Origin of the sequence: Geminicoccus harenae, from assembly GCF_019800005.1 — a bacterium.
Lineage (GTDB): Bacteria > Pseudomonadota > Alphaproteobacteria > Geminicoccales > Geminicoccaceae > Geminicoccus > Geminicoccus harenae.
The window spans coordinates 62,635-78,252 of sequence record NZ_JABGCL010000017.1 but is presented as its reverse complement, the minus strand read 5'-3'; the positions used below and the strand labels follow the sequence as shown (position 1 = coordinate 78,252).

Below are 15,618 nucleotides of genomic sequence, written 5' to 3'. Positions count from 1 at the left end.
TGGCTGTGATCGCGGCGACGCCGCGCCTGGTCACGGGCGGCCGGGGCGCCCGCCCTGGCCCGATGGGTCAGACGCCCCGCCAGGCGCGCGGTGCGCCCGTGTCCACATGGACGAAGCCGCTGCTCGGATAGAAGCCCACGCCGCCGCGATTGAGGGCGAGCGCCGCATTGCGGATCTGCTTGGTGCTGCGGCCGGCGATCCGCAGGTCGATCGCCTGCCCCTTCATGTGGAAGCTGTTGGTTGCGGCCCCGCGCCGGCGCCGGCGCAGCATCGCGTTCGTCGCAGGCGTACGGTAGCCGGACAGGACGGTGATCCGCTCCTCCACCTCCAGCTTCTGCTGCAGATCCCAGAGCAGGTCGAGCAGGTCCGGGTCGATATGCTTGACCTCGTTGTTCCGCCAGTCGCGCAGCAGATGATCGATGCGCAGCAGGTTCTCCGGGATCAGCCGGCCATCCGCCTTGTACACCACCTTGAGCGATTCGCCGGTGTTCTGGTGATGGAACGACAGGATCCGCTCGATGCCCCTGGCCTTGCTGCGGGCGAGCGCAGGAGCGGGCAGGCCGGTGGCGGCAACGGCGATCGGAGCGGCGAGACAGACGCCAAGCCAGGAGCGGCGCGTCAGTTTTGCGCGCGGCACGGTATCGAGCAAGGGTCCCCCCGGACGAGACAAGGCTGAGGGAAGGGCCGCAGGCAACTGCCCCACAATGCAGTCAATTCAAGCTCTTGCGGCCGAACCTTCCCGTAGGGTCTCCTTACGGGCGAAGCAATCGGGTAAGTGAGCCACAGGAACTGTGGCAATGCCGCATCAGGCCTGGCGGCGGGAACCGCGCAGGCCCCACGACGCGAGCAGGCTGGCCGCCACCGCAAAGCCCGCACAGCCGTACAGAATCGCCGGGAACGACACCCCGGCATCGAGGAGGAAGCCCAGGGCGCCCGGTGCTGCGGCCGCGGCCAGGATAGTCGCCGAAGACGCGAGGGCACGGACACTGCCCAGGCTTTCCAGCCCGTAAAGTTCCGCCCAGGCCGAGGTGGTGACCGTGGCATAGGCGCCGATGGTGAGAGCGGCCAGCGCCATGAACTGGTACATGACCCCCGTGTGGTCGCCGCTGCCCAGCACCAGGCAGCCCGCGGCCAATGGCAGCATCAGCCAGGGCAGCAGCCGGATCGCGCCCAGCCGGTCGACCAGCCAGCCGGCGGCGAGCGAGCCGGTCACCGAGGTCGCGGCGAAGGCGACGAACGCGGCTGCGAACCGCCCGAGCGACCAGCCCTTGGCCTCCACCAGCGCCACCTGGTGGAAGAAGATGCCGGTCCCGACGAAGGGCGACGTCAGGATGAGCGGCAGGATCAGCCCGAAGCGCCGTTCGCGCAGCAGCCAGAATGCCGGCCGGACCGGGGCCTGCCCGTGCCCGGGCCGGCCGCTGCCCGCCGGCAGCAGCAGGAACAGCAGCGGCAGGAGCACGGCCAGGAGCAGCACGGCCGCCGCCGCGAAGACTAGGCGCCAGCCGAGCACATCCTGCAGTTGCACGGTAAGATATGGCAGGCTGGCTTCGCCTACGCTGAAGCCCAGTGCTGCCAGTGCGACGCCGCGGCCGCGAAAGCTGCCCAGATGCCGCGCCACGGTCGTCATCGCCGCATGGCTCATCAGGCCCTGGCCGAACAGGCGCAGGCCGAAGATCGCGAGCATGAGCATCAGCCCATGGGTCGCGGCCGCGAGGAGCAGGCAGGCTGCGGCCAGCCCGACCACCGCGCTCATGCAGAACCGGCGCAGATCGCTCCGGTCGATCTGCGCGCCCAGCCACAGCATGGTGAAGCCGCTCAGGAGGCTGGCGACCGAATAGAGCGCACCGTAGCCGCCATGGGACAGGCCGCCGATCGCGGCGATGTCCCGGGCGAACAGGGCGATGAAGAAGGTCTGGCCGAAGCTGGAGAAGTAGCACAGGCCGAAGCCAGCGCCGAGCCAGGCGAGGTTGGGCCGCGCTAGGAGGCGCGTCGGGGCGTGGTCGGCGGCAGGTCGCATGGCAGGCACTCTACCGGACTGGGCGAGGGCGCCGTCCGCCGCCTGCTTAACGATCCGGCGCGCCACGCGGCAAGCGCCCAGGCGCTCAGGCGGCGGAAGCTTCCTCGGGCGTGAGGGTGCGCAGCGCCAGCGCATGGACCCGCTCGGCCATGAGGTCCGCCACCAGCTCGTGCACGAGGCGATGGCGCGCGATCCGGCTCTGGCCCCGGAACCGCGGCGACACCACCAGCACCTCGAAATGGGTCTCGCCGCCTTCCCGCCAGCCGCCATGACCGCGATGGCCGGCCGACTGGTCCGCCACCTCGACCACCACCGGTTCCAGCGGCGCCAGCGCCAGCCGGATCCGCTCGCTCATGCTCATCCCGAACCCTCCAGGTTGCGCCAGCATCTGCCGCCGCCGCATCCGGATGGCAAGGGCCGGGACCGGTTTCAGCGTGAACGGATCGTTAACCTTTACGCCTTAAGGTTGCCCCCAGGCGCAACCGCGACGGGTGGTTGGCGGGTCTGGGCATGACGGAGACGAGCAGGATGAGCGTCAAGCTGGAGCGGCAGGGAGCAGCGGGGGCCGGGCGCTCCCGTGCCCAGGACATCGACAAGTTCGTGGGCAACCGCATCCGGGCGCGCCGCACCATGCTGGGCCTGACCCAGCAGCAGATGGCCGACATCATCGGCGTGACCTACCAGCAGGCCCACAAGTACGAGAAGGGCGTCAACCGGATCGCCGCGGGCCGGCTCTTCCAGATCGCCCAGGCGCTGGGGGTGGAGGTCGGCTTCTTCTTCGAGGGCATGACCCACAGCACGGGCGCCAGCCCGCCGCCCCAGCAGCGCATGCTCCTGGAACTCGCCCGCAACTTCATCGCCGTGCCGAGCCGCCGTCACCAGGAAGCGATCTGCAGCCTCGCCCGGGCCTTGGCCAGCGTCGAGGAATGAACGGCGGCTCAAGGTCCTGCGGCTCCACAGCACCGGTACCGGCGACCGGCTGGCCGGCCCTGGTCGAGACGAGCTCCTTCATCTCGCGCGGCTGCCGCTCGGGCAACGGCTTGCGTCGAGTAGGCTAGCGCCAGCAGTGCCGTGCCCGCGATTGCACGCCAGCTGCCGCCCGTGCGGGTATGCCGCAGCAGCCAGTGGCCGGCGGGTCCGGGATCTTGTAAGGCAGCGCCTGGATACTGGACTGATCCTCACCCTGGTCCTGGCAGGTTATGGCGAAAACGATCGGCCACGCCATCGACGTCAAGCTGTCGCTGACCGCCGCGGCATTGGGCGCCATCACTCGCAAGGACTTGGCCCTGGCGTTCCGCCGGGCGAACCCCGCGACGTCGTTCGATCTCGAGCGGGCGCATAAATGGCTGCAGGGCCGCTCGAAGCCGCGCGAGATGGCGCTCTACGAGGACTGGTCCAGCCTCTTAGGCCTGGGGCGGCCGGGCGCCTGGATCGCCGAGTGCAGCGTCGAGGACTTTCTCGACGCGGTCTGCCCCAAGGCCGATGCCGAGCGTACGGCCATGCTGCGCCGGGCCGAGGCCTTTCGCGGCACCGGGCATCGCGAACGCCCGGACGGCGTGCAGGAACTGGTGGGCGAATATGCCTGCTATTCCCACGCCTGGTCGCCTTACTTCGCCGGCCGGCTCATCCGCGGCTGCCTCAGCATCACCCTGCCGGCATCGAGCGCCCAGCCGCGCGCCGCCTATGCCGAGGCGCTGCCGCACGGCCAGCTCCAGACCGAGGGTCCGCTCACCCTGACACCCCACGGGCTCCAGCTGGACCTGCGTGACCCGCACGCCGGCGCCCAGCTCCTCCATGTCCTGTTCGGCCCCTCGCCGCCGGTCAGCGTGCTGGGCGGGCTGATGTGCGGCACCACCATTCTCGGGCCGGAGCGCGTCCCGTCCGTGACCCGGATCCTGATGGTCCGCCTGCCCGCGGGGGGCCGGGGCCTCGCCACGCACGACGCCTATCTGCCTGCCGACGCATCGGTCGCCCGTGATCTTTCCGGCCTGGGCCTGATCCTCGACGACCCGGACGAGGCCGACCGGCGCATCGCCCGCTTCCTCACCGGCTCACTGCGGCCCGGCATCGACCAGATCATGGCGGCCGACTTCCGGGCGGTCGTCGAGCTGCTCGACCAGGCCTGGATCACGCGCAACGGCCAGGCAGCCGGTTCCTGAAGCTCAGGCCCGCCAGAACGGCCTGGCCGCCTCCAGGCGCGCATCCTGCCGGGACACGCCGATGTCGCGCAGCTCCCCGTCGGTGAGCCCCGCCAGGGCCCGGCGCTGGACCACCCGGTCGAAGCAGCACCAGCCAAAGCGCCAGAGCCGCGCCAGAGCACGCCGTGTGCCGACCCCGTTCTCCGCTGCCGTGGTTACCCGTACCAGTTGCAGTGCCATTGCCCTTCTCCTGGCCCGGTCCTGGGCCGGCGAGGTTTAGGATCCTATCCTTTCGCAGGCATGGCGGAACGGGATCTGGATGGAGAGCGGTGGATTTCTGTGGAACTTCCTGGACAGTGCCGCCAGGCCGCAGCGAAACGGTCCCTGCACGTGGATCCGCCTTGCCGGACCCACCCGCGACATCAGGCCCTCGGCCCCTCGAGATCAGGAAGGACATGCCCTCATGGAACCAACCCAGCTCGCCTATGCCAACCTCGTCGACGTGGCGGAGCTGATCCGCACCAGGCAGGTCTCGCCGCGCGAGGTCACCCGGGCGGTCCTGGACCGCATCGAGGCGCTCGAGCCGAAGCTGCACGCGTTCACCGTCGTCACGCCTGAGCTCGCGATGGAACAGGCCGGCCGGGCCGAGGCCGAGATCATGTCCGGGCGCTATCGCGGCCCGCTCCATGGCGTGCCGGTCGGGCTGAAGGATCTGTGCTTCACCAAGGGCATCCGCACCTCCGGCGGCATGGCGATCCATGCCGAATACGTGCCGGAGGAGGACGGCACGGTCACGGCCAAGCTCGCCACGGCAGGGGCGGTGACGATGGGCAAGCTCCAGATGACCGAGGGCGCCTATTCCGAGCACCACCCCTCGGTGACGGCACCGCGCAACCCCTGGGGCAGCGCGTACTGGGCCGGCGCCTCGTCCTCGGGCTCGGGCGTGGCGACCGCGGCCGGGCTCTGCTACGGCGCCATCGGCTCGGACACGGGCGGCTCGATCCGCTTTCCGTCGCTGATGAACAACCTGACCGGCCTGAAGCCGACCTGGGGCCGGGTCAGCCGCTACGGCGCCTTCATCCTGTCGGAATCGCTGGACCATCTGGGCCCCATGACCCGCTGCGCCGCCGATGCCGCCGCCATGCTCCAGGCGATCGCCGGCGAGGACGACAACGACCCCACCACGCTGCTGGCCCCGGTGCCGGACTATCTGGGCAAGGTCCAGGCGGCCGGCGTGTTCGGCGCGCGCGGGTTGCGCATCGGCATCGACCGGCGCTTCAACACGACCGGGGTCGAGGACAAGGTCACCGAGCTCACCGATGCCGCAGCCAAAGTCCTGCGCTCGATCGGCGCCACCCTGGTCGACATCGACTTCCCCGACAGCAATCCGGTCCTGGAGAGCTGGGTCGAGTTCTGCGGCTACGAGACCGCGTTCGTCCATGCCGAGACCTATCCCAGCCGCCGGCACGAGTACGGCCCCGCACTCACCGGCCTGATCGAGATCGGCCGCGGGGTCAGCCCGCAGCGGATCGCGGAGATCGCGGTGGAGCGCGATCGGTTCAAGGGCCGGCTCGCCCGGGTCTTCCGCCAAGTCGACCTGGTCCTGGTGCCGGGCCTGTTCCTGGCCGGGCCCAGCCTGGAGCGCCTGGCGCTCAGCGAGCCCAAGGAGCTGACCACCCTGCTGAAATACACCGCCCCCTTCGACATGAGCGGCAGCCCGACCATCACCCTGCCCTGCGGCTTCTCCGACCAGGGCATCCCGGTGGCCTTCCAGCTGGTCGGCCCGCATCTGTCCGAGGACGTGCTGCTCTGCGCCGGCCACGCCTTCCAGCAGGCGACCGACTGGCACACCAGGCACCCGCCGGTCTGACGACGGGCAGTTCCCGCACCCCACCCCGGACTGCGCCGGGTGGGGGCGGGATCATCCTCGCCTCACGGCGCCATGCTGGAGAACACGCGGTCGCGCCGGACGAGCCCATGCATCAGGGCAGCGGCGAGATGGGCCAGGATCGTGGCGAAGAACAGGTAGGCCAGCATGCCGTGGGCCGAGCGCAACGCCGCGTAGAGCATCGGGCTGGCCGGCAGGATCGGCGGCAGATGGAGGCCCGGCCAGAGCTGGACCGGGTAGTCCTGCGCCGAAAGCATGCCCCAGCCCACCAGCGGCAGGGCGAACATCAGGAAATAGAGCAGGTAGTGCGACAGCTTCGCCAGCGCCTGCTGCACGGCCGGCAGGTCGGCGGGCAGGGGCGGCGGCGGATGGCCGAGCCGCCAGCCCAGCCGGACGAGGGCCAGCACCAGGATCGCGATGCCGAGCGGCCGGTGGATGCCGACCAGCAGCTGGTAGCGGGTCGAGACGGTCGAGACCATGCCCACCCCGATGAACAGCATGGCGAGGATCAGGACCGCCATCAGCCAGTGGAACAGGCGAGCCGGACCGGTGAAGCGCGCGTTCATCCCCCTTCTCCCACTCGCACGGCGGAGACTTGGACGGCACTCGGCCGCTTCGCCTCGCCATCCCGCCGGCGCAACCCTTCGGCATAGGCCGCCGAGCGTGCCGCAGGGATCGGGTCGTCGGCGGGCTCGATCCCGGCCGGCAGGACCAGCGGATCGAAGGTCACGTCCCGGCAGCTGCCGGTATCCTCGCCTTCGACCGACGCGATCGTGAGGGTGCCGACCTCCACCTGCTGCCGGTCAGCTGGCCAGGCGACGGTGGGATCGGCCGTGACGTCGTCGGGGCCTGCGACCGTCACGACCAGGCGCCAGTGCAGCGGCCCCTGGCGCACGGCCTCGATCAGCTCGTCGAACAGATAGTTCGGGCCGGACGGTGCCGGGCCGGACGGTGCCGCCTGCTCCGGCACCATCGACCAGCGCACTGCGGCCACCTCGCCGTCCGCGTTGACGAAGCGGAACGTGTTGAGCCCGTTATAGGTGGCGGTCGCAAAGCCCGCAGCCGCCGGCGCGGCCTTGATCGCCTGCAGCGCCGCCGCCGTGGCCGGATGGGCGCCCAGGAAGGCCTGCAGCGCGGCCGGGTCCGGCTTGCCGGTGGCGGGGTCGGGCCGCGTGGCCGCCAGGAAGCCCGCGAACTCCTCGACATTGCGCACGGGAAACACCGGGATGTTGTTCATGCCGGTGCGCCACTCGTCGCCGTCCGCCGGTAGAAAGCGCAGGGCCATGCTCCAGACCGGGCTCGTCTCGTCCGGCACGTCCGGCCGCCCCGCGGCCAGGGCCAGCCGGCCGACCACCGGTACCTCGGCGCCCGTGAACACGCTCGCCCTGGACAGGGCTGGGCCGGTCCCGTTGCCCGTGAACGTGCCGGCGATGCAGATGCCCTTGGCATGGTTGCGGCGAAAGCCCGGATGCTGGCCGTTGTTCGCCTCCAGGGCATCGACCACCCGCTCCGGCGAGAGCCGGGCAGGGGTCAGCCACCCGCCCGTATAGGCGAAGCCGGCAGCCGCGGTCAGGACGACCGCACCGATGGCGGCCAAGCGCACGATGGCGGCCGGCCCCCGGACCGGGCCCGGTCCGTCCTGGGCTTCGTGTGGTAGATGATGGGACAAGCCTACCTCCTTCGCAGCCCGAAGCCGCGGGATCGTTCAGGCCAGCAGCCCGGCGGATGCGGCGGCACGCACCGCACCCGCCCTTTTGCCGGTCTAGGTACGGGGTGCGAGCAGCTGCGAAAGCTTGGCCGCGCGTGGGTCATCGGCCCGGGTCACCACCGCATAGCTGTACGCACCATGCGTCCAATACTGCGCCAGCAGGCCGCCTTCGGTCCGGGCACCCTCGATCGTACGCCCGGGCCGCGGCCGGATGTAGAAGCTCACCTCGTTGCCGCTAGAGTCCGCGTAGAGCACCAGTGCCGCCGCACCGTCATTGGTGACCAGGGCCTGGCCTTCGACCGGGCGGAGTCCCAGCTCGTCCAGGTCCGGCAGCCCGCCGCCATGGCCGAACTGGGCGGCCAGCCAGGGCTGGATCGTGTCGGGCGGCAGGCTGGGCGGCGGCCCGGTTTCGGTGTCGGCGAAGAGGCGATGCGCCTGGATGGCATCGGCCATCGGCTGGGCTCCACTGCCCGGCACGGTGGCGCGGAGCTGCCAGCCGCCCCCGGCACCCAGGCAGATCCCCAGCACCAGGGTCGCCGCCAGTGCCGCTCGTCGCCGGCGGCGGCGGCGCAGCGCCTGGCGCAGCCGCAGCGGTTCGAGCGCGGGATTGGCCGGCAGCAGCGTCGGATTGGCCATGGACGCCCGCAGCCGCTCGGCATCGCGCTGCCAGCCGGCCACCAGGGCGGCCTGATCGGGCCTGGCCGCCAGATAGGCCTCGACCTGCCGTCGTGTCGCCGGGCCGAGCTGCCCGTCGACGAAGCCATGCAGGTCCGCCTCGCTCACATGGGATTCGTTCATCGGACCACTCGCAGCCGGGGCAGCCCGGCCTCCCCATCGACCGTGCTGCGCAAAAACTGCCGGGCGCGGCTCAGGCGGGACATGACCGTGCCGATCGGCACGCCCAGGATCTCGGCCGCCTCACGATAGGAGGCGCCCTCGACCACGATCAGGACGAGCAATGCCCGCTGCTCGTCCGGCAGTTCACCCAGTGCGCCGAGCGCGGCCCTGGCCAGGACCAGGTCCTCGGTCGAGGCCGCTGCCGGCTCCGGCTCCCCGGCAAGCCAGCCCAGCAGCCGGAGGAACCGGCGCGAGCGCCGCTTCCCGTCAATGAACTGGCGATAAAGGATTCCGAACAGCCAGGCCCGCATGTCCCCGTCGGCGCGCCTCGTGTCCCAGCGCGACAGGGCCCGCTCCAGGCTGGCCTGGACCAGATCGTCCGCACTGGCCGGATCGCGCGTCAGCGAGAGCGCGAACCGGCGCAGCCGCGGCAGGAGCTGGCGCAGCTCCGCATCATCGATGTCCGGCATTGTCCGCCATCCGGCCGCGTTCCTCGTTGCAGGTGCGTTCGGATGTCGGACGATCGGCCAGCGGGATTATTCGCCGATCCACACGAAAAAAATGCCGGCCGGTCCGTCAGACGAACACCATGCCGCCGTCGACCAGCAGCGACTGACCGGTCATGAAGTCGGAATCCGGCGAGGCCAGGAACTTGGCGACGCCCACCAGGTCGGTCGCCACCGAGGGCCGGCCGAGCACGGCCTGCGCTGCCATGTCGTGGAAGGAGGTATCTTCGCCCTGGCTCAGCCCGTGGGACTGGAAGCCGCGGTCGATCACCTTCCACATCTCGGTGCCGACCACGCCGGGGCAGATCGCGTTCACGTTGATCTTGTCCTTGCCGAACGCGCGCGCCGCCGCCTGGGTCAGCGCCACCACCGCCCATTTGCTGGCGCAGTAGTGCGCGAGCGGGTCGTAGCCCTGCTTGCCGGCAATCGATGCGGTGTTGATCACCTTGCCGCCGCCACCCTGGGCCAGGAAGACCTTGATTGCCTCCTGCATGCCGATCAGCACGCCCAGCCCGTTCACGTCCATGACGTTGTGCCAGTCGTCTTCGGTGATCTTGAGGAAGGGCTGGACCTGCGCGATTCCGGCATTGTTGAAGATCACGTCCAGCCGGCCGAACTCCGCCACCGCCGCCTGGATCATCGCCTGGACCTGGCCACGGTCGCGCACGTCCGCGCCGAACCCGATCGCGGTCCCGCCGTCCGCCTTGATCGCGTCGACCACCGACTTGGTCGAATCGGCGCTGAGGTCGGCCACCACGATCCTGGCCCCTTCGGCGGCCAGCCCCTTGGCGATCTCCGCCCCGATCCCACGGGCACCGCCGGTGATGACGATGCTCTTGCCGTCCAGCTGATAAGGCATTGCGCTCTCCCTGACCTGGGCCCGCATCCTTGCCGGGCGGGCCTTCGCTCCGGGTGATGACGCCGAAGAAGAAGCCTGTCGAGGGTGCACGATGCCGGCGGATCAGCGGCGCGCCGCGATCAGCAGCAGCATCGGCCGGTCCTGCTCCTCCAGGAGTTCCGGCTGTGCGCGGAGCTGCTCGGGCGAGGGTCGCCATTCCTCGACCCGGTGGATGGTGAAGCCCGCCCGGATGAGCGTGTTCAGCGTCGTGCCGAGCATCCGGTGCTGCTTGACCACGCCTCGGGCCAGCCAGTCGGTCCGGCGCTCGCCTTCCACGGCGTAGTGGTCGACCGGCCAGGTCCGCTGCCCGTCGGGGTGTGCCAGCCAGCCCGGCTGCAGGGAGGCCATGTAGATTGGGTGCTCGATGCTGAGCACGAGGTCCGCACCCGGCACCAGCGCGCGGCACACGGTCGCGGCCAGCCGGTCGAGATCGGTGATGTAGTGCAGGGTCAGCGCGCTGAAGGCGAGGTCGAACGCCGCCTCCGGCAGTTCCAGGCGCTCCAGGTCCATGTGCCGGTAGGTGATCGCCGGATCGTCCGTCAGCTCGCGGGCCCGCGCCAGCATGTTGCGCGACAGGTCGATCCCCAGCACCGCTGCGGCACCGCCGGCCCGGGCGAAGCGGGCGAACCAGCCGAACCCGCAGCCGAGATCGACCACCCGCCGCCCGCTCAGGTCCGGCAGCATCGCCCGCAGGACCGGCCATTCCGGGGCGCCGGCCAGTCCTTGGACCGAGCGCGGCAACCGGCTGTAGGCGGCAAAGAAGTCCGCACGGTCGTAGATGTTCTGCGCCATCGGCGAGGTCGTCTCGAACATGGCCTTGCACCGTGTGCCCGATATGGCTTTGCCTGAAGCCAGACAAGCCGGAGTACCGCCATGCCCCTTACTTTGAACGGATCGTGCCGCTGCGGTGCCGTGCGCTTCACCTGCCAGAGCCACACTCCGGTGCCCTATCAGCGCTGCTACTGCACGATCTGCCGCAAGACGGCCGGGGGAGGCGGCTATGCCGTCAATCTCGGCGCCGACGCGGATTCCTTCCGGATCGACGATCCGCACGATGCGGTGGAGATGTACCAGGCGCAGATCGTCCAGGACGACGGTACCTGCGAGCTGTCCACGGCCGAGCGCAATTTCTGTGCGGGCTGCGGCACGGCGCTCTGGCTGTTCTCGCCGGAATGGCCGGAACTGGTGCATCCGTTCGCCGCAGCGATCGACAGCGAGCTGCCGCGCCCGAAAGCCCTGGTCCATATGATGCTGCGCTTCAAGCCGGACTGGGTGGTGCCGGAGATCGGCAAGGCCGACCAGCAGTTCGAGCTCTACCCGGAACTGTCGCTGGCCGACTGGCACAAGCGGCACGGCCAATGGGTCGACTGAACCGCCCCGGTCATGGCATGATCGGCGGTCACCCATGCCGGCCTGGCGCCGACGCCCATAAGGCCGGCATCATCATGCTTTTTGCACGAACGAACCCGAGCAGCCCTGCCAAATCAACGACTTGAAAACTCTCGACACGGGATTCAGGCGGCTGAACCCGGTGCCGGCAGGTGCGGCTCGATCGCCGCGATCTCGTCCGCGGTGAGGGGTCCCGCCGCCAGTGCCGCCAGGCTGTCGTCGAGCTGGGCGACGTCGCGGGCGCCGATCAGGGCGGAGGTGACCCGCCCGTCGCGCAGCACCCAGCTGAGCGCCAGCTGCGCCAGGCTCTGCCCGCGCCCCTTCGCCAGCTCGTTCAGCGCCCGGAGCCGTGCCTGTAGCTCGGGCGTCACCCGCTCGGGCTTGAGCGAGGTCGTGCCACGGCTGGCCCGCGAGCCCTGCGGCACGCCATCCAGATACTTGGCACTGAGCAGCCCCTGGGCCAGCGGCGAGAACACGATGCAGCCGATCCCGCCCTCGTCCAGCGCGTCCAGCAGCCCGCCTTCCGCGGTGCGGTCCAGCATGGAGTAGCGCGGCTGGTGGATCAGGCAGGGCGTGCCCAGCTCGCGGAGGATCGCCGCCGCCCGGCGGGTCATTTCCGGCGGGTAGTTGGACAGGCCGGCATAGAGCGCCTTGCCCGAACGCACCGCCTGGGCGAGCGCCCCCATCGTCTCCTCCAGCGGCGTCTCGGGGTCCGGCCGGTGGCTGTAGAAGATGTCGACATAGTCCAGCCCCATACGGCGCAGGCTCTGATCCAGGCTGGCGAGCAGGTACTTGCGCGAGCCGTGGTCGCCATAGGGGCCGGGCCACATGGTGTAGCCGGCCTTGGTCGAGACGATCAGCTCGTCGCGATAAGGCCGCAGATCAGAGGCCACCACCCGGCCGAACAGTTCCTCGGCCGAGCCCGGCGGCGGGCCATAATTATTGGCCAGATCAAAATGGGTGATGCCGCGATCGAACGCCCGGTGCAGCACCGCGCGGCCGGTTTCCGGCGCATCGATGCCGCCGAAATTCTGCCAGAGCCCGAGCGCGATCGCCGGCAGCTTCAGGCCGCTCTTGCCGCAGCGTCGGTAGGTCATCGTCCCGTAGCGGCCGGCATCGGCCTGCCAGTCCAGCGCCATCGGCATCATCCCGCCTTCGATCTAGCCCACCCGGTCTGCGGCCAGGATGCCCTTCTGTCCACCGCGCAGGCGCCGGGCCGACCGTAGCGGCGGCGCAACGATCGACGGGGGCAAGAAACTGGAGTTTTCTGGTCAACAATCTTATAGACCGGGCGGACCTGTCGGATCTCGTGCTTCCCCCGCCTGCAGCGATGCCGGATCTGGGGGTCGCCGGGCCATCGGCACCGCCGCGCGATTCCGGATATGCCTGCGCGGATCGGACCGTTGACCCGGTACGCCCTGTTTGGGCATGGCTCGACGCATCTTTCAGGAATCCAGGCTTCCGCCACGGCGTCCGGAACCTTGTCACAGCACCTGACCCCATCGGATCATCCAGGCACCATGTCCCATCTCGACGAGCTCGAGGCCGAGAGCGTCTACGTCCTCCGGGAGGCGTTCGCCAAGCTGGAGCGCCCCGCCATCCTCTGGTCCCTGGGCAAGGACAGCAATGTCGTCCTGTGGCTCACCCGCAAGGCGTTCTTCGGGCACGTGCCGTTCCCGGTGATGCACGTCGACACGGGCAAGAAGTTCAAGGAGATGTACGCGTTCCGGGACCGCTACGCCAAGGAGTGGAACCTGAACTTCATCCGCGAGGAGTGCCCGCCGGTCGAGATGACCGACCCGACCCTGCCGCCGGCCGCCCGCTCGGCCGCGCGCAAGACGCTGGGCCTGAAGGCGGCACTGGCCAAGCACCAGTTCACCGGTCTGGTCGCCGGCATCCGCCGCGACGAGGAGGCGATCCGGGCCAAGGAGCGCTACTTCTCGCCGCGCAGCGAGGACGGTTCCTGGAACCTGAAGGACCAGCCGCCGGAAGTGTTCGAGCAGTACATGACCAGCTTCCCGCCGGGCGTGCACGTGCGCATCCACCCGCTGCTGCATTGGACCGAGCTGGACATCTGGCGCTACACCAAGCGCGAGAACATCCCGGCCATCGACCTGTACTTCGCCAAGAACGGCATGCGTTACCGTTCGCTCGGTGACGAGGACATCACCAAGCCGGTGCCGTCCACTGCATCCACCATCGACGAGATCATCGCGGAACTGGAGACCACCAAGGTGGCGGAACGCTCGGGCCGCGCCATGGATCACGAGGCCGAGGACAGCTTCGAGCGCCTGCGCGCGACCGGCTACCTCTGATCCTCCGCCCGCTCATCCGATCCGCCCGGAAACGACCAAGATGCCCGACCACAGCGGTCAGAAACTCGCCATCGTCATCGTCGGCAGCGTGGACCACGGCAAGTCCACCCTGATCGGCCGCCTCCTGCACGACACCGGCTCCCTGCCCGAGGGCAAGTTCGAGGCGCTGCAGGCCATGTCGACCAAGCGCGGCATGCCGTTCGAATGGGCCTTCGCGCTGGACGCCATGCAGGCCGAGCGCGACCAGGGCATCACCATCGACACCGCCCGCATCCGCTTCGCCACCAGGAAGCGCGACTACATCATCATCGATGCGCCCGGCCACCGCGAGTTCCTGAAGAACATGGTGACCGGCGCCTCGGCGGCCGATGCGGCGCTGCTGCTGGTCGACGCCGAGGAGGGCGTGCGCGAGCAGTCGCGCCGCCACGCCTATGTGCTCCACCTCCTGGGCATCCGGCAGGTCGCGGTCCTGGTCAACAAGATGGACCTGGTGGGCTTCGACGCCGATCGCTTCGGCAAGGTGGCGGAGGCGATCCGCGGCAACCTCAACGCGCTGGACATCGAGCCTACCCACATCATCCCGATCGCCGCACGCGACGGCGACAACCTGGCGACCAAGAGCCAGCGGATGCTCTGGTACCAGGGCCCGGCGGTGGTGGACGTGCTGGACGAGTTCCACCCCCGCACCCGCGGGATCGAGGCGCCGCTGCGCCTGCCGGTGCAGGACGTCTACAAGTTCGATCAGCGCCGGATCATCGCCGGCCGGATCGAGAGCGGCCGGCTGGAAGCCGGCCAGCAGATCCTGTTCTCGCCGTCGGGCAAGGTGGTGAAGATCGCCTCGGTCGAAGCCTGGAACGTGCCGGAGCCGCCGACCTCGGCGGTCGCCGGAGCGGCGGTCGGCATCACCCTGGACGAGCAGGTCTTCGTCGAGCGCGGCGAGATCATCAGCCATGTGGAGAACCCGCCGGTCCTGACCAACGTGTTCCGTGGCAAGCTGTTCTGGCTGTCGAAGAAGCCGCTCGAGGTCGGCCGCAGCTATACGCTGAAGCTGGCGACCGTGGAGGCGCCGGTGGTCGTCGAGAAGATCGAGAAGGTCATCGACACCACCGATCTCGGCGAGCGGCAGATGGAGCGGGTCGAGCGCGACGAGGCGGCGGAAGTGATCTTCCGCAGCACGCGCATGCTGGCGCTGGACGAGTATCGCAGCGTGCCCGGCACCGGGCGCTTCGTCCTGGTCGACGACTACCTGACCGTCGCCGCAGGCTTGGTCTCGATGGAGGGCTATCCCGACCAGCGGCGCCAGCTCGCGGTCAAGGCGACCAACGTCCATGCGGTGGGCCATGCCGTGACCCGGGAGGCGCGCACCCTGCGCAACGGCCATGCCGGCGGCGTGCTCTGGCTGACCGGCCTGTCGGGTGCCGGCAAGTCGACCCTGGCCCTGGCGCTGGAGCGCGAACTGTTCGCCAAGGGCTGGCATGTCTATGTGCTGGACGGCGACAATGTCCGCTCCGGCCTGAACCGCGACCTGGGCTTCGGGCCGGAGGATCGGGCGGAAAACATCCGCCGGATCGGCGAGGTCGCGGCCTTGTTCGCCGATGCCGGCTTCCTGGTGGTCACCTCGTTCATCTCGCCCTACCGCACCGACCGGCAGCGGGCGCGCGAGGCGGCGGGCGAGCGGTTCCGCGAGATCTACGTCAAGGCGTCGCTCGAAGCCTGCGAGGCCCGCGACCCGAAGGGCCTCTACCGCAAGGCGCGCAGCGGTGCGATTACCGACTTCACCGGGATCCAGGCGCCCTACGAGGAGCCGGAGCATCCCGACGTGATCGTGGAGACCGACCGGCAGAGCGAGGCCGAGTGCATCGAGGTGCTGATGAACTTCGTCCGCCAGCAATTCGCGATATGACGGGACGGGCCGGCCTGGC

At 69.8% G+C, this 15,618-nt stretch carries 17 protein-coding genes; 6 read left to right on the top strand and 11 right to left on the bottom strand.

What is annotated here, in order from left to right; all coding sequences use genetic code 11:
- Positions 1-67: 67 nt before the first annotated feature.
- The 3 genes from mepK to HLA95_RS16645 all read right to left on the bottom strand — a co-directional run bounded on the left by mepK (position 68) and on the right by HLA95_RS16645 (position 2,372).
- On the bottom strand, positions 68-649 hold the full coding sequence (mepK, locus tag HLA95_RS16655; RefSeq protein ID WP_255592020.1) for a peptidoglycan L,D-endopeptidase MepK: 582 nt from the start codon (positions 647-649) through the stop codon (positions 68-70).
- Between the two features lie 156 nt (positions 650-805).
- Positions 806-2,017, bottom strand: a complete 1,212-nt coding sequence (locus tag HLA95_RS16650) for an MFS transporter (RefSeq protein ID WP_222183891.1) — start codon at positions 2,015-2,017, stop codon at positions 806-808.
- Between the two features lie 85 nt (positions 2,018-2,102).
- Positions 2,103-2,372 carry a BolA family protein gene (locus tag HLA95_RS16645; protein WP_306422329.1) on the bottom strand — a complete coding sequence of 90 codons (270 nt, stop codon included), beginning with the start codon at positions 2,370-2,372 and terminating at the stop codon, positions 2,103-2,105.
- A gap of 173 nt (positions 2,373-2,545) precedes the next feature.
- Between HLA95_RS16645 and HLA95_RS16640 the strand changes: the two genes are divergently transcribed.
- Entirely contained in the window at positions 2,546-2,947 is a 402-nt protein-coding gene (locus tag HLA95_RS16640; RefSeq protein ID WP_191060467.1) for a helix-turn-helix domain-containing protein, read from the top strand.
- Between the two features lie 269 nt (positions 2,948-3,216).
- Complete coding sequence (locus HLA95_RS16635) at positions 3,217-4,176, top strand: hypothetical protein (RefSeq protein WP_191060468.1); 960 nt, start codon at positions 3,217-3,219, stop codon at positions 4,174-4,176.
- Positions 4,177-4,179: 3 nt separating this feature from the next.
- Here the strand turns inward: HLA95_RS16635 and HLA95_RS16630 are convergent, their stop codons facing one another.
- A complete protein-coding gene (locus HLA95_RS16630; RefSeq protein WP_191060469.1) occupies positions 4,180-4,395 on the bottom strand; it encodes a DUF1127 domain-containing protein in 216 nt (71 codons plus the stop codon).
- 223 nt (positions 4,396-4,618) lie between these two features.
- Here HLA95_RS16630 and HLA95_RS16625 point away from each other — a divergent pair, with 223 nt between their 5' ends.
- A complete protein-coding gene (locus HLA95_RS16625; RefSeq protein WP_191060470.1) occupies positions 4,619-6,025 on the top strand; it encodes an amidase in 1,407 nt (468 codons plus the stop codon).
- A gap of 62 nt (positions 6,026-6,087) precedes the next feature.
- On the opposite strand, the gene HLA95_RS16620 is transcribed toward HLA95_RS16625, so the two are convergent.
- The 6 genes from HLA95_RS16620 to HLA95_RS16595 all read right to left on the bottom strand — a co-directional run bounded on the left by HLA95_RS16620 (position 6,088) and on the right by HLA95_RS16595 (position 10,784).
- Positions 6,088-6,609 (bottom strand): cytochrome b, encoded by a 522-nt coding sequence (locus tag HLA95_RS16620; protein ID WP_191060471.1) that lies wholly within the window; start codon positions 6,607-6,609, stop codon positions 6,088-6,090.
- Positions 6,606-7,712, bottom strand: coding sequence for a catalase family peroxidase (locus HLA95_RS16615; RefSeq protein WP_222183890.1), 1,107 nt, complete (start codon positions 7,710-7,712; stop codon positions 6,606-6,608). Before HLA95_RS16615 ends, HLA95_RS16620 begins: the two co-directional genes overlap by 4 nt.
- Positions 7,713-7,805: 93 nt before the next feature.
- Positions 7,806-8,549: an anti-sigma factor family protein gene (locus HLA95_RS16610; protein ID WP_222183889.1), complete on the bottom strand. Its 744-nt coding sequence runs from the start codon at positions 8,547-8,549 to the stop codon at positions 7,806-7,808.
- A complete protein-coding gene (locus HLA95_RS16605) occupies positions 8,546-9,058 on the bottom strand; it encodes a sigma-70 family RNA polymerase sigma factor (RefSeq protein WP_191061507.1) in 513 nt (170 codons plus the stop codon). Before HLA95_RS16605 ends, HLA95_RS16610 begins: the two co-directional genes overlap by 4 nt.
- 106 nt (positions 9,059-9,164) lie before the next feature.
- On the bottom strand, positions 9,165-9,953 hold the full coding sequence (locus tag HLA95_RS16600) for an SDR family NAD(P)-dependent oxidoreductase (protein WP_191061508.1): 789 nt from the start codon (positions 9,951-9,953) through the stop codon (positions 9,165-9,167).
- Between the two features lie 102 nt (positions 9,954-10,055).
- Entirely contained in the window at positions 10,056-10,784 is a 729-nt protein-coding gene (locus HLA95_RS16595; protein WP_191061510.1) for a class I SAM-dependent methyltransferase, read from the bottom strand.
- 81 nt (positions 10,785-10,865) lie between these two features.
- On the opposite strand from HLA95_RS16595, the gene HLA95_RS16590 reads away from it, so the two are divergent.
- Positions 10,866-11,363, top strand: a complete 498-nt coding sequence (locus HLA95_RS16590; RefSeq protein WP_191061509.1) for a GFA family protein — start codon at positions 10,866-10,868, stop codon at positions 11,361-11,363.
- Positions 11,364-11,506: 143 nt separating this feature from the next.
- Here the strand turns inward: HLA95_RS16590 and mgrA are convergent, their stop codons facing one another.
- A complete protein-coding gene (gene mgrA / locus HLA95_RS16585; RefSeq protein ID WP_306422328.1) occupies positions 11,507-12,520 on the bottom strand; it encodes an L-glyceraldehyde 3-phosphate reductase in 1,014 nt (337 codons plus the stop codon).
- Positions 12,521-12,901: 381 nt separating this feature from the next.
- Between mgrA and cysD the strand changes: the two genes are divergently transcribed.
- Entirely contained in the window at positions 12,902-13,696 is a 795-nt protein-coding gene (gene cysD / locus HLA95_RS16580) for a sulfate adenylyltransferase subunit CysD (protein WP_191060680.1), read from the top strand.
- 40 nt (positions 13,697-13,736) lie between these two features.
- A complete protein-coding gene (gene cysC / locus HLA95_RS16575; RefSeq protein ID WP_191060681.1) occupies positions 13,737-15,599 on the top strand; it encodes an adenylyl-sulfate kinase in 1,863 nt (620 codons plus the stop codon).
- Positions 15,600-15,618: the final 19 nt, after the last annotated feature.

Excerpts from the sequence above, each read along its gene's own strand:
- HLA95_RS16650 (WP_222183891.1), bottom strand. The coding sequence starts at position 2,017 with ATGCGACCTGCCGCCGACCACGCCCCGACGCGCCTCCTAGCGCGGCCC.
- HLA95_RS16645 (WP_306422329.1), bottom strand. The coding sequence starts at position 2,372 with ATGAGCGAGCGGATCCGGCTGGCGCTGGCGCCGCTGGAACCGGTGGTG.
- HLA95_RS16640 (WP_191060467.1), top strand. The coding sequence starts at position 2,546 with ATGAGCGTCAAGCTGGAGCGGCAGGGAGCAGCGGGGGCCGGGCGCTCC.
- HLA95_RS16635 (WP_191060468.1), top strand. The coding sequence starts at position 3,217 with ATGGCGAAAACGATCGGCCACGCCATCGACGTCAAGCTGTCGCTGACC.
- HLA95_RS16630 (WP_191060469.1), bottom strand. The coding sequence starts at position 4,395 with ATGGCACTGCAACTGGTACGGGTAACCACGGCAGCGGAGAACGGGGTC.
- HLA95_RS16625 (WP_191060470.1), top strand. The coding sequence starts at position 4,619 with ATGGAACCAACCCAGCTCGCCTATGCCAACCTCGTCGACGTGGCGGAG.
- HLA95_RS16620 (WP_191060471.1), bottom strand. The coding sequence starts at position 6,609 with ATGAACGCGCGCTTCACCGGTCCGGCTCGCCTGTTCCACTGGCTGATG.
- HLA95_RS16610 (WP_222183889.1), bottom strand. The coding sequence starts at position 8,549 with ATGAACGAATCCCATGTGAGCGAGGCGGACCTGCATGGCTTCGTCGAC.
- HLA95_RS16605 (WP_191061507.1), bottom strand. The coding sequence starts at position 9,058 with ATGCCGGACATCGATGATGCGGAGCTGCGCCAGCTCCTGCCGCGGCTG.
- HLA95_RS16600 (WP_191061508.1), bottom strand. The coding sequence starts at position 9,953 with ATGCCTTATCAGCTGGACGGCAAGAGCATCGTCATCACCGGCGGTGCC.
- HLA95_RS16595 (WP_191061510.1), bottom strand. The coding sequence starts at position 10,784 with ATGGCGCAGAACATCTACGACCGTGCGGACTTCTTTGCCGCCTACAGC.
- HLA95_RS16590 (WP_191061509.1), top strand. The coding sequence starts at position 10,866 with ATGCCCCTTACTTTGAACGGATCGTGCCGCTGCGGTGCCGTGCGCTTC.
- mgrA (WP_306422328.1), bottom strand. The coding sequence starts at position 12,520 with ATGGCGCTGGACTGGCAGGCCGATGCCGGCCGCTACGGGACGATGACC.
- cysD (WP_191060680.1), top strand. The coding sequence starts at position 12,902 with ATGTCCCATCTCGACGAGCTCGAGGCCGAGAGCGTCTACGTCCTCCGG.
- cysC (WP_191060681.1), top strand. The coding sequence starts at position 13,737 with ATGCCCGACCACAGCGGTCAGAAACTCGCCATCGTCATCGTCGGCAGC.